Here is an 11,837-nt window from a genome sequence, read left to right as displayed (position 1 = left end):
AATCAGTCCAGTTCATATCTATCAGTTATGAACTACCTTTATCAAATAATTGATACGCATATTGCGGTCTTCAAAATTACTTCTATTCTTGCTCATAAGAAAAGCAGATTTCGTGTGTGCATTAGATTTGTGCAGATGCGAAACATATCCCGAGAGCGGCAATAATGACCCTGTTGAACGGCGTGAAAATCCTCAGTTTCAACCATTTCCTGGCGGGACCGCTGGCCGCCCAGACGCTTGCCGATCTCGGTGCGGATGTCATTGCGGTTGAGCCTATCGAGGGTGCTTTCCAGCGGAACTGGGCGGTCGCCAACCGCTTCGTCGGCGGCGACAGTGTCAACCACCTCGCGACCGGCCGCAACAAACGCAGCATCGCTGTCAATCTGAAGCACCCGGACGGCGTCGCGGCCGTGAAGAAGCTGGTCGAGGGGGCAGATGTCGTGATGGAGAATTTCCGTCCCGGCACGATGGAAAAACTCGGCCTCGGTTACGAGGTCCTGAAGGCGATCAATCCCGGGCTGATCTATGCGGTGGCGACCGGTTTCGGAGGCGATGGCCCTTATCGCAACCGCCCCGGTCAGGACCTTCTCCTGCAGGCAATGTCCGGTCTTGCCGCGCGCACCGGGAGCGCCGACGGTGCACCGACCGCGGTCGGTGCGGTCATCATCGATCAGCATGCTGCATCCCTCTATGCCATGGCAGTGCTCGCAGCGCTTTTTGCCAAAGCGAACACCGGCGAAGGGCGGCTGGTCGAGGTCAATCTGTTTCAGGCAGCGATTGACCTGCAGGTCGAGCCGCTGACGGCCTGGCTGAACGGTGCGTCCTCGCCCACTCCCCGCGGCCCGGCCGGTATCGCCTCCTGGTTCAGCCCTGGCCCTTACGGCATCCATGCGACGATGGATGGTTATCTGGCGATTTCGATGGCCGCGCCGAAGGCGCTGGCGTCGGCACTTAATATCCCGGCCCTTAACGATTTCACCGAAGAGGATAGTTTCGCACGCCGCGAGGAAATCACCCGGCTGGTCGCGGACCGGCTGGCGGAGAGGGAAACCGCCGACTGGCTCCCGCCTCTGGAGGCGGGCCAGATATGGCATGCGCCTGTCCAGGATTACGAAGACCTCCGGAACGATCCGCAACTCGCCCATATGGGTGCGTTCAAGACGGTCGAGGGTGCTTACGGTGAGCCGGTGACCATGGTCATGCACCCGGCGCGCTACGATGGAAAGGCGCCCGATGTGCGGCTTGTGCCGCAGCAACTCGGCGCGCAGACGCGCGACATTCTTGCAGAAGCCGGCTATGCGGACGGCGAGATCGCCGCCCTCGTCGCCAACGGCGCTTTCGGAGCGCGCTGATGGCAGGCTCCCCCGACATCCGCATGAAGGTCATCAGCTTCTGTCACTACCTGCAAGGGCCGGCATGCAGCCAGTACCTTGCGGATATGGGGGCGGATGTCATCAAGATCGAACCACTCAAGGGAGCCTTCGAGCGCCATTGGTCCGGCGGCAATTCCTGGGTCACGGATGTCAGTGCCTTCTCGCTGGCCGTCAATCGTAACAAGCGCTCCATTTCCATCGACCTCAAATCAGAGGAGGGACTGACCCTTGTGCGTTCACTGATCGCCGAGGCCGATGTCGTGGTGGAGAATTACCGTCCCGGCGTGCTCGACCGGCTCGGCCTCGGCTACGAAGCCGTGCGCGCGATCAATCCGGCGATCATCTATGCCTCCGCCTCGGGCCTCGGCGCGACCGGCCCGGCCTCCGGCCGCCCCGGACAGGATTTGCTGATGCAGGCGCGCTCCGGCCTCATCGCCGCTACCGGCGGCGGTGAGGAGGGACCGGCCGTGGTCGGTGCCGCCATCGTTGATCAGCATGGTGGATCGCTGCTGGCGATGGGCATTCTCGCCGCTTATGTCCGCCGGCTGCAAACGGGTAAGGGGACGCGTGTGGAATCCAGTCTTTTCTCGGCGGCGATCGATCTCCAGGTGGAGGCCCTGACCAAATATTATGCGGCACCCGACCGGGAAGCACTTCTCGAACGTGGACGCAATGTCGGTAGCTGGTATCACGACGCGCCCTACGGGCTCTATCGCTTGTCCGATACCCACATCGTGCTGTCGATGAACGATGCGGTGAAATTGGCGGAGGCGCTAGACAGTGAAGACCTGCGCGCGCTCAGCGCGGTCGACCGATATGCCGAACGCGACCGCTACGCGACTGTCATGGCCGGCGTGTTGGCGAGCCGCAGCTTTGCAGAGCTGAGTGCCCGGTTTGATGCCCACGGCATCTGGTTCGAGCGGGTCCAGACCTATGAGGACCTGAGAGCTGATCCACAGGCCAACCATATGGGCGTGTTCAGCGAAATCGACGTCAACGGCAAGTCCGCAACGTTGATCAGCCATCCGCTGCGCTACGATGGCGAAGTGCCGGCGCTTGCGCGCATGCCACTTTATCCGGGCAGCGACAGCCGTGAGATCATGACGGAAATGGGTTTGTCCGCCGATAGGCAGGCGGACCTCGTCGAAAAGGGTGTGGTCGGGCTGCCGCAGGCAGGCCGGCGATGATCTGAGACAACGCCTTCGGGCCGATTGGAAGACAGAGATGATAGATTTTTCACTGCCGGATGACAGCCGGCTGCTGGTTGAGACTGTCCGCAAGTTCGTTGAAGCGGAGGTTCAACCGCTGGAGGAGGCGACGGAACGTGACGCCCGCATTCCGCCGGAAGAGCTGAAGCGCGTCAGGGCAAAGGCGCAGGAACTGGGCCTCTATGCCATGAACATGCCGGAATCAGTCGGCGGCGGCGGCCTTTCCTGCGTCGATCACTGCCTCGTCGAAGAGGAGTTCGGCAAGACCGCCGACGCGCTCATTCGCCGAGTTTTCGGACAGGTTTATCCCATGTTGCTCGCCTGCAAGGACGAGCAGAGGGAAAAGTATCTGCTGCCGACGGTGCGAGGCGAGAAGATTTGCGCCATGGCCATAACCGAGCCGGGCGCCGGTTCCGATGCTGCCTCGATCACCACGACGGCCGAACGCGACGGTGACGAATGGGTGCTGAAGGGCACCAAGCACTTCATCAGCGATGGCGATATCGCAGACTATGTTATCGTCATGGCCCTGACGGACAGAGAAAAACGCGCCCGCGGCGGCATCACGCTGTTCCTCGTCGACAAGGGCACGCCGGGGTTCAGCGTCGCCCGCACCCAGCCGATGATGGGCCATCGCGGTTACGGTCATGCGGAACTTGTCTTCGACAATTGCCGTATCCCGGCCTCCGCCGTGCTCGGCGAGATCGGTGCGGGTTTCAAGCTGATCATGCAGAGCGTGCTGGAAATCCGCCTTGCCCATATTGGTGCCCGCGCCGTCGGCATGGCCAGCCGCGCGCTGGAACTGATGCGGCGCTACGCGGGTGAGCGCCGACAATTCGGCCAGGCCATCGGCGACTTCCAGATGGTGCAGAAACTCATTGCCGATAGCGCCATCGAGATCTTCGCTGTCAAGATGATGGTTCTCAATGCTGCCTGGGAGATCGACCAGGGTCTGGAGCCGCGCGACAAGGTCTCGATGATCAAGGTCGCTGCCTCCGAAATGCAGGGCCGCGTCGTCGACCGCGCGATCCAGGTCTTCGGCGGCATGGGCTTCACCAAGGAGATGCCGCTGGAGCGCATGTATCGCGATGCGCGCGTCACACGCATCTATGACGGCACCTCGGAAATCCACCGAATGCTGATTGCCCGCAGCACCATCAAGAACGGCCTCAATCTCTAAGGAAGACATTTCATGAGCACGCAAACTCCCCTTACGGTCGGCGCGACCTTCTCCTTCCGCAAGACGATGACGGTCGCCGAACAGGCGATGTTCACCGGCATCAGCGGCAATCTCGGCCCGCTTTACGTGGATGCCTATGCCGCCGCCAAGGCCGGTGCGTCCGGCATGGTTGCCTTCGAGTTGGCCGTCGGCGCGCTCACCACCACCTGCCTTGCGCGTCTAGGCGGGCCTGAGCGGCGCATCGCCGATCTTGCGCTCTCTTTTTCTGCCCCGGTCATGGTGGGCGAATCCGTTGAGGCCAGTGCCGAGGTGACCGCCCTTGAAGGCGAGGCGACCACCTGCCGTATCGCCTGCACCAATACCGGCACAGGTGAACAGGTCGCGACCGGCACGGCGCGCCTCGTGCCTTTCGCCAGCAAGGGGTGATGCGATGTACGATCCAAAATCCTTCGATGACCTCAGCGTGGGAGAGAAGGTCACGCTCTCCAAGACGATCACCGAGGCCGACGGCGCCCTCTATATCGCGGCAACGGGGGATTTCGGCCCCGTGCATGTGGACGAGGTCTATGCCGGTGCGACCCGTTTCGGCAAGCGGCTTGCGCCGGGCATCATGGTGGCGGGGCTTTGCACGAGTGTTCTCACCAGCGAGCTCGTTGGCACGATCGGCGTGTCCATCGAGGACCGCTTCTGGTTCACCGGACCGGTCTTCTATGGCGATACCATCACTTTCGATGTCTGGATCGCCGAGAAGCGCGAGGAAAACCGAACCATCATCTGGCAGGCGAGTGCGCGCAACACCGACGGCCTTGAAGTGCTGAAGGCGGAAGCCACGCTCAAATTCCCGCGCAAGAAGCCGGCTGCGGCATGAGGAGCGCTATGAAAAAGCTTGATCTCGGCGGCATTACCGTCGCCACCGTGCTTCCCTACAAGGAGGATTTCTCCATCGACTGGGATGACTATGCGAAGGTGCTCGACTATTGCGTCGGCCCGGACGGTATCACTGCGGCACTGGTCAACGGCCATGCGGGCGAAGGCGGGCTTCTCACCATCGAGGAGCGCCGCCAGGTCATCGAACGCACCCGCGCGCATATCGGAAACAAGCCGCTGCTCGCCGGCGTGATCGCGACTTCGACGACGGAGGCGATCGCGGAAGCGCGGCAGGCGCGGGAAGCCGGCGCCGACTGCGCCGTGCTGTTTCCACCGGGGCCACTCGGTGGCGGCGCATCGGCGTCCCCGCGCGCACCCGTGGCCTACGTGAAGGCAATCGTCGAAGCGATCGATATTCCGGTGTCGCTGTTCCAGTACCCCGTGACATCAGGCTTCGGTTACTCGACCGAGACGCTTTGCGAACTGGCCGCGATTGACGGCGTGATCGCAATCAAGGAAGGCAGCGACACCATGTTTGCCTATGACGAAAACTGGCGCGCCATCAAGAAATCGGCGCCCAGCGTCGCAATCCTGGCTTCGAACTACAATTGGATGCTGCCGCAGATGGCGGCCGGTGCTGATGGCATCCTGTCCGGTCTTGGCAGCCTTGCGCCGCATCTCTTTGCAGAACTGTGGGCCGCGACGGTGGCGGCCGACCTTAGGGCGATGCGAGCTGTTAACGACCGGCTCTATCCGATCGTCCGCGCGATCTACGGGCCGTCTCCGCTGATCGACATGCACACGCGCATAAAAACCGGCCTGAAGTCGCTGGGCGTGATCCGCAACGATGCACCCCGATCGCCGATGATGCCGACGCTGCCCGGGATCGCGGCCGATATCGCCCGGGCGATGGATGCGGCCCGGTGTGCCGGCGATGTCCGGGTCGATTGAGGAGGCGGAGATGGACGACGAACCTTTCATTCATATCGTGCGGGTTGACATCGATCCCGAGCATGAGGAAGCCTTCAACGCCTGGTATCTTGACCGGCATTTCCCCGACCTCCTTGCTTGTCCCGGCTGGCTTTCGGCCAGGCGCTTCATTTCCCTCGGCGAGGGCCCCAAATACGCGGCCATGTACGAGGTGGCTGGGCAATGGGCCTTTGAAACACCTGAATTCCAGAAGGTAAAAGGCTTCGGCCCGTTCGAACTTCACGTCCGCAATTTCACCCGCATCCAGCTCCGCTCGATTGGCTGAGATATGCGCCCATATTGCTGACGCGCTATGATACTGACGTCCGACGATTAGCCGGTCCGGCGGACGTCCAAATAAAAAAAGACCACGAGAAATCCGGTCAACAAAACTTCAGAGGTAAGAACATGTTTTCACGATTCCTGAAGGCGACCGCCGTAGCGGCGCTTCTCCTATCACCTGCCGTCGCCAGCGCCCAATGTATGCCGGCCATCAGCGACGACAATCTCGTCGAGAAAGGCAAACTGCTTCTCTCCATCAACCCGACCAACCCACCACAGCAATTCGTCGACAAGGACGGCAATCTGCGGGGGCTGAACGTCGAGCTGGCCGCCGAGCTTGGCAAGCGGATCTGCATGCCGATCGAGCTCGTCCGCATGGATTTTCCGGGAATGATCCCGGCCATGAATGCCGGCCGTATTGATGGGCTGAACACCGGCATGTTCTGGAACGAGGAGCGGTCCAAGCTCATGTACACCGTTCCCTACGGCCGCCAGTCCGTCTCCGTCGTCGTTGCACCCAATAGCGGCACGACCTATTCCAAGCCGGAAGAGTTGCTGGGTAAGGTATCGGCGGTTGAGGTCAGTTCCTACCAGATGAACTGGTTGAAGAAGTTCAGCGAGGAGCGGGCCGCCGCCGGCGGTAAGGCGGTGGACATCCGCACCTTCCCGACAGCCACCAATGTCGTCAGCGCCCTGCTGGCCGGACAGGTCGACAATGCCTTCCTCGTCGACAGCGTCGCCCGCGACCTTGTCGGCAAAGGTAAGGTCAAGGAGGCCCTGACTGGGCTCGGTGCAGCGCGCACCACGCTTGCCTTCCGTAACAAGGCGGTCGCCGATGCCATCGTCAAGGGGCTGAACGAGATGCGTGCTGATGGCACCTATCAGGCGCTCTTCGACAAGTTCGGCCTGACCGCGCTCCCGCCCGAGCAGCCGCTTGAGATCGCCGGCCCGGGTCCAGCCTGAACCTCGATGCATCCAGACAAGGAGCCAAGCCGTGAGCTACTTCGATCCCGCCGCGTTCGTGGACTACCTCTTCAACCGATTTCTGCTTGGCGGTGTTCTCGTCACGATCGGGCTGACCGTCGCTGGCGTGCTTGGCGGCCTTGTCCTCGGCATGGTCATCGCGCTGATGCGCATGTCCGCCAGCCGCTCTCTTTCCATTCCCGCGAAGATCTATATCTGGTTCTTTCGCGGAACTCCGCTGCTGATCCAGCTCGTCGTCATTTATACCGGCCTTCCGCAACTGGGCCTGAAGTTCGGCGTCATCGGTTCGGCGCTGATCGGGCTCATCCTGCATGAGGCGGCTTATCTCGCTGAGATCATCCGCAGCGGCTTCATGGCGGTGCCGCAGGGGCAGCGTGAGGCTGCCTGGGCGCTCAGTATTCCAAAGGCGACGATCTTCTGGCGTGTGACCCTGCCGCAGGCCTTTCGCCTGATGATCCCGCCTTTCGGAAACTCCGTGAACTCGCTGCTGAAGGCGACGTCGCTGACCTCGGTTATCTCCGTAGAAGAGATCATGCGGCGAAGCGACATGCTGATGCAGGAGCACTTCCAGATCCTGGAGGTTTTTGCCGCGGCGACCGTCTATTACCTCATTCTGGTGTCGGTCTGGGATCTCGTCCAGCAGCGATTGGAACGTCATTTCGGACGTTCTGTCGCCCGCGAGACGAAACCCGCCACCGTGCAGCATTGAACCTTCGAGCAGGATAAAAGATGAGCACCAACGACACCAACATCCGCACCGAGCCCTCCGCCGTCCGCATCGAGGCCGTCTACAAACGGTTCGGCGATTTCACGGCGCTAACGGACATCGACCTCACCGTCGCGAAGGGCGAGAAGATCGTGATCTGCGGCCCTTCCGGTTCCGGCAAATCGACCTTGATCCGCTGCATCAACCACGTCGAAAAGCACGATGACGGGCGAATTGCCGTCAACGGCATCGAACTGAAACGCGATGCGAGGTCCGTCGACATGGTTCGGCGGGAAACCGGGATGGTTTTCCAGAGCTTCAACCTGTTTCCGCACATGACCGTGCTTGAGAATTGCCTCCTGGCCCCCATGTCGGCGCTTGGCCTGTCGCGCAGGGAGGCGACGGACAGTGCCATGCATTTTCTAGAAAAGGTCCGCATCCCCGAACAGGCCAGCAAGTTTCCTGCTCAGCTCTCCGGTGGCCAGCAGCAGCGTGTGGCGATTGCGCGGGCGCTCTGCATGAAACCGAAGGTCATGCTGTTCGATGAACCGACCTCGGCGCTCGATCCGGAAATGGTCAAGGAGGTTCTCGAGACGATGAAGGGACTGGCGACCGACGGCATGACGATGCTGTGCGTCACCCACGAGATGGGCTTTGCCCGTGAGGTGGCCGACCGCATCATCTTCATGGACAAGGGGCGAATCATCGAGCAGGGCGTGCCCGAAGCCTTCTTCTCCGCGCCGCAGACGGAGCGCGCCCGCTATTTCCTCGACCAGATCATTCACTGATCCATTCGTTTTCTAAATCCATTCCGAGAGGCATCCCATGAAGATCCTTGTCCCCGTCAAACGAGTTGTTGATTACAACGTCAAGATCCGCGTGAAGGCGGATGGTTCAGGCGTTGAGCTCGCCAATGTGAAGATGTCGATGAACCCGTTCGACGAAATCTCGGTGGAAGAGGCGCTTCGCCTGAAGGAGCAAGGCAAGGCCGAAGAAGTCGTGGTCGTGTCGATCGGCCCGGCCAAGGCGGAAGAAACGCTGCGCACCGCGCTCGCCATGGGCGCCGACCGCGCCATCCTGATCGAGACCGACGAAGCGGTCGAGCCGCTGGCCGTCGCCAAGCTGCTGAAGGGCGTGGCGGAGGCCGAACAGCCCGGCCTCGTCATCGTCGGCAAGCAGGCGATCGACGACGATTCGAACCAGACCGGCCAGATGCTGGCGGCGCTGCTGGGCTGGGGCCAGGGCACCTTCGCCTCCAAGGTCGAGCCTTCCGACGGCAAGGTTGCGGTGACGCGTGAAGTCGATGGCGGCCTGCAGACGGTGGAGCTGAAGCTTCCCGCCGTCGTCACCACCGACCTTCGTCTCAATGAGCCGCGTTATGCCTCGCTGCCGAACATCATGAAGGCGAAGAAGAAGCCGCTCGACAAGAAGGCTCCGGCCGATTTCGGCGTCGATGTTTCGCCGCGCCTGAAGGTGTTGAAGACCGAGGAGCCGGCAGGCCGCAAGGCGGGCATCAAGGTCGGCTCGGTTGCCGAGCTGGTCGAAAAGCTCAAAGCCGACGGCGTCCTCTAAGGTTTCGGAAAAGGGAGATATTCTCATGGCCATTCTTCTTCTGGCAGAACACGACAACGCAACCCTTTCCGACCTGACGGCAAAGACGCTGACGGCGGCAACGCAGATCGGCTCCGACGTGCATGTTCTGGTCGCCGGTTCCGGTGCAAAGGGCGCTGCCGATGCAGCCGCAAAACTCTCCGGCGTATCGAAAGTGCTGCTGGCCGATGACGCGTCCTATGCCAATGCGCTCGCCGAGCCGCTGGCGGCGCTGATCGTTTCGCTCAGCCCCTCCTACGACGTCATCATCGCGCCGGCGACCGCGTCGGCCAAGAACGTTGCCCCGCGTGTGGCGGCCCTTCTCGATGTGGCGCAGGTCTCGGAAATCATCGAGGTCGTTTCGCCCGACACGTTCAAGCGCCCGATCTATGCCGGCAACGCCATCCAGACGGTACAGGCGACCGATGCGAAGAAGGTGATCACCGTGCGCCCCACCGCCTTTGCGGCGGCCGCTGAAGGCGGCTCGGCTCCGGTCGAAACGATTGGCGCTGCCGAGAACCCCGGCCTGTCCAGCTTCGTGTCCGACGCGCTCGCCTCTTCCGACCGTCCGGAACTGACATCGGCCAAGATCATCATCTCGGGCGGTCGCGCGCTTGGCTCCTCGGAGAAGTTCACGGAAGTGATCCTTCCGGTCGCCGACAAGCTCGGTGCAGCCGTTGGCGCATCGCGCGCTGCGGTCGATGCGGGTTATGCTCCGAACGACTGGCAGGTTGGCCAGACCGGCAAGGTGGTCGCGCCGCAGCTTTACATCGCCGCCGGCATCTCCGGCGCCATCCAGCATCTGGCCGGCATGAAGGATTCGAAAGTCATCGTTGCAATCAACAAGGACGAGGAAGCGCCGATCTTCCAGGTTGCCGATTACGGCCTCGTCGCAGATCTGTTCGTGGCGCTGCCGGAACTCGAAAAGGCGCTGTGACGAGAGGTATGGCTATGTTGGCCGCGTTCTCCGAATGCGAAAGTATGGAATCCGATGTTGTGTTCATCAGCAAGTCGTCGCTAACTTTTCCCGTGATTTGCTGAACTTTCGATCTTAGATGAAAGCGCGAAAATTGGCGCGGACCACACTCCCGGCATAACTTCGCTCACTTGCTCTCTCCCGGCTTCCCGGTGCAGGCGCAGGTTCATATCCACCATTGCCTCTCGCGGCAGAGGCGCTATCATGGTTGTGCAGTGGATGGATAGCTTTGGGAGGAGCGATACATGAGACGGATGTGGCCAGACGAATTTGCCTTTCTGCTGGACGGTGCGGAAGAGGTTGATCTGCGTATTCCACCGGTGGCGCACGACGATAATTCGCCAGGAGAAGCAATCTCCAGAAAGGCCTTGAAAGCCCGTATCACCCAGCAGGATTTTGAGAAGATCTGGCATCTGGCTGAGGCCCGGTATCGGCTGAACGGCAGGTTTTCGGGCAAGGCGATCACGCTGATCGCCAACAATCCTCATTACCAGCAATGGCACCCCTCCGACGGCGGTAGCGTCGAGAGCATGTCCGATAGCGGTCAGAAATACACGACACGCTATGTGATTGTGCATTTTCTCCTGGATGATGTTCGCGAGCCTGTCGAAGCCTGAAGTCCGTAGAGGCGGCTCTCGACAGTGATTGATGGAGTGGCTTCGAAAGCCGTAGGTCGTGGCAATGCGAAATTTGCGGTGCCGGGGTGAGTCGTGGCACTGCTTCGGAACCCTATGGCGACAATTCAGCAACTCCAAGGATGCTGGCAAACACGGTGCGCCGGCGCGGTGTCTTCATTGGCTGCGTCGGCTGATATTGGCTATGCCAGCAGCCCGCGCATGATCAGTTCGAGATGGACCTTCAAAACGGCCTGTCGGTCCAGAATGCGCCGGTCGTCGAAAATCAGCCGGAACACCAATGTTCCGACCATTGGCGACATGACGACCTTGGCGAGTTCCGGGGGATTGGCCCTGAACCGCTTTTTTGCCACGCCATCCTCAAGGATCCCATTGATGCGCGCGAATATCGGTGCGATGAACACGTCATGGTGCTGGTCGATGAGATCGGGGAATTTTGCGCCTTCGGCCACGATGAGGCGGAACAGTTCCCGCATCCTTCTATTGTCGACAAGGGTATCGAAAAGGAATTCGAGCAGCAGCCGAAGCTCTTCGGCGGGATCGTTGGAGTTGCGTTCATAGGCTTTGAACGCCGCCTGAAAAGGCGCGGAGGCGTGTCGGATCATCGCCTCGAAAAGTGCCTCCTTGGTCTCGAAATAGACGTAGACCGTGCCTTTTGTGACCCCCACCCGCTCGGCGATGTCCTCAACCCGCGTCGCGGTAAATCCCCTTTTGGTGAATTCCTCAAATGCGGCGTCGAGAATTTGCAACGGACGTTGTATCTTCTGCTCAGCACGTGTCAGTTTTGCTTTGGCCATAACCCCGGATCCCTACGTATTCTTTTAAGCGCGTGCCCTTTTGTCCGTCGCAATCGGCGGAAATGACAGGTGGTCTGCCTATAACACCGGCGCAAAAACCGGAATCGATTTTTGCAGCATCCGGTGCGTGGTTCAGTATGCCGAAACATCCCCGATGCGTCCGATGGGACGCATCGGGCAGACTTATGGAATGATCATTCGGGAACCCCGGCTTCGATATCGGAAAAGTTCCCAGACCGGTGACACAAGAATTTCATTGACTATTCAGTC

Annotated in this window: 14 protein-coding genes; 13 read left to right on the top strand and 1 reads right to left on the bottom strand. The window is 60.8% G+C overall.

What is annotated here, in order from left to right; all coding sequences use genetic code 11:
- The first annotated feature begins 164 nt into the window (after positions 1-164).
- From OK142_RS09755 to OK142_RS09695, 13 genes are all read left to right on the top strand, one after another.
- Complete coding sequence (locus tag OK142_RS09755; RefSeq protein ID WP_498682401.1) at positions 165-1,352, top strand: CaiB/BaiF CoA transferase family protein; 1,188 nt, start codon at positions 165-167, stop codon at positions 1,350-1,352.
- A complete protein-coding gene (locus tag OK142_RS09750; RefSeq protein ID WP_498682400.1) occupies positions 1,352-2,560 on the top strand; it encodes a CaiB/BaiF CoA transferase family protein in 1,209 nt (402 codons plus the stop codon). The genes OK142_RS09755 and OK142_RS09750 overlap by 1 nt, the downstream gene beginning before the upstream one ends.
- Positions 2,561-2,597: 37 nt before the next feature.
- Positions 2,598-3,761, top strand: coding sequence for an acyl-CoA dehydrogenase family protein (locus OK142_RS09745; RefSeq protein ID WP_082185306.1), 1,164 nt, complete (start codon positions 2,598-2,600; stop codon positions 3,759-3,761).
- A 12-nt stretch (positions 3,762-3,773) separates the two neighbouring features.
- Entirely contained in the window at positions 3,774-4,187 is a 414-nt protein-coding gene (locus OK142_RS09740) for a MaoC/PaaZ C-terminal domain-containing protein (protein WP_498682398.1), read from the top strand.
- 4 nt (positions 4,188-4,191) lie between these two features.
- Positions 4,192-4,629 (top strand): MaoC family dehydratase, encoded by a 438-nt coding sequence (locus OK142_RS09735; protein WP_003497786.1) that lies wholly within the window; start codon positions 4,192-4,194, stop codon positions 4,627-4,629.
- 8 nt (positions 4,630-4,637) lie between these two features.
- Positions 4,638-5,579, top strand: a complete 942-nt coding sequence (locus tag OK142_RS09730; RefSeq protein ID WP_082185307.1) for a dihydrodipicolinate synthase family protein — start codon at positions 4,638-4,640, stop codon at positions 5,577-5,579.
- Between the two features lie 10 nt (positions 5,580-5,589).
- Entirely contained in the window at positions 5,590-5,883 is a 294-nt protein-coding gene (locus tag OK142_RS09725) for a DUF4286 family protein (protein WP_035243260.1), read from the top strand.
- A 122-nt stretch (positions 5,884-6,005) separates the two neighbouring features.
- A complete protein-coding gene (locus tag OK142_RS09720) occupies positions 6,006-6,842 on the top strand; it encodes an ABC transporter substrate-binding protein (RefSeq protein ID WP_313611181.1) in 837 nt (278 codons plus the stop codon).
- Between the two features lie 31 nt (positions 6,843-6,873).
- Positions 6,874-7,572 (top strand): amino acid ABC transporter permease, encoded by a 699-nt coding sequence (locus OK142_RS09715; RefSeq protein ID WP_003497781.1) that lies wholly within the window; start codon positions 6,874-6,876, stop codon positions 7,570-7,572.
- 20 nt (positions 7,573-7,592) lie between these two features.
- Positions 7,593-8,357 (top strand): amino acid ABC transporter ATP-binding protein, encoded by a 765-nt coding sequence (locus OK142_RS09710; protein ID WP_082185310.1) that lies wholly within the window; start codon positions 7,593-7,595, stop codon positions 8,355-8,357.
- Positions 8,358-8,394: 37 nt separating this feature from the next.
- Entirely contained in the window at positions 8,395-9,141 is a 747-nt protein-coding gene (locus OK142_RS09705; protein ID WP_216333080.1) for an electron transfer flavoprotein subunit beta/FixA family protein, read from the top strand.
- Between the two features lie 25 nt (positions 9,142-9,166).
- Positions 9,167-10,096: an electron transfer flavoprotein subunit alpha/FixB family protein gene (locus OK142_RS09700; RefSeq protein ID WP_498682393.1), complete on the top strand. Its 930-nt coding sequence runs from the start codon at positions 9,167-9,169 to the stop codon at positions 10,094-10,096.
- A 293-nt stretch (positions 10,097-10,389) separates the two neighbouring features.
- Complete coding sequence (locus OK142_RS09695; protein ID WP_003497769.1) at positions 10,390-10,752, top strand: hypothetical protein; 363 nt, start codon at positions 10,390-10,392, stop codon at positions 10,750-10,752.
- A gap of 200 nt (positions 10,753-10,952) precedes the next feature.
- Here OK142_RS09695 and OK142_RS09690 read toward each other — a convergent pair whose 3' ends face one another.
- Positions 10,953-11,567: a TetR/AcrR family transcriptional regulator gene (locus OK142_RS09690; RefSeq protein ID WP_313607598.1), complete on the bottom strand. Its 615-nt coding sequence runs from the start codon at positions 11,565-11,567 to the stop codon at positions 10,953-10,955.
- Between the last annotated feature and the right edge of the window lie 270 nt (positions 11,568-11,837).

Origin of the sequence: Agrobacterium sp. BT-220-3 (assembly GCF_025910175.1) — a bacterium.
GTDB classification, from domain to species: domain Bacteria; phylum Pseudomonadota; class Alphaproteobacteria; order Rhizobiales; family Rhizobiaceae; genus Agrobacterium; species Agrobacterium oryzihabitans.
This window is presented reverse-complemented; position numbering and strand designations above follow the sequence as displayed.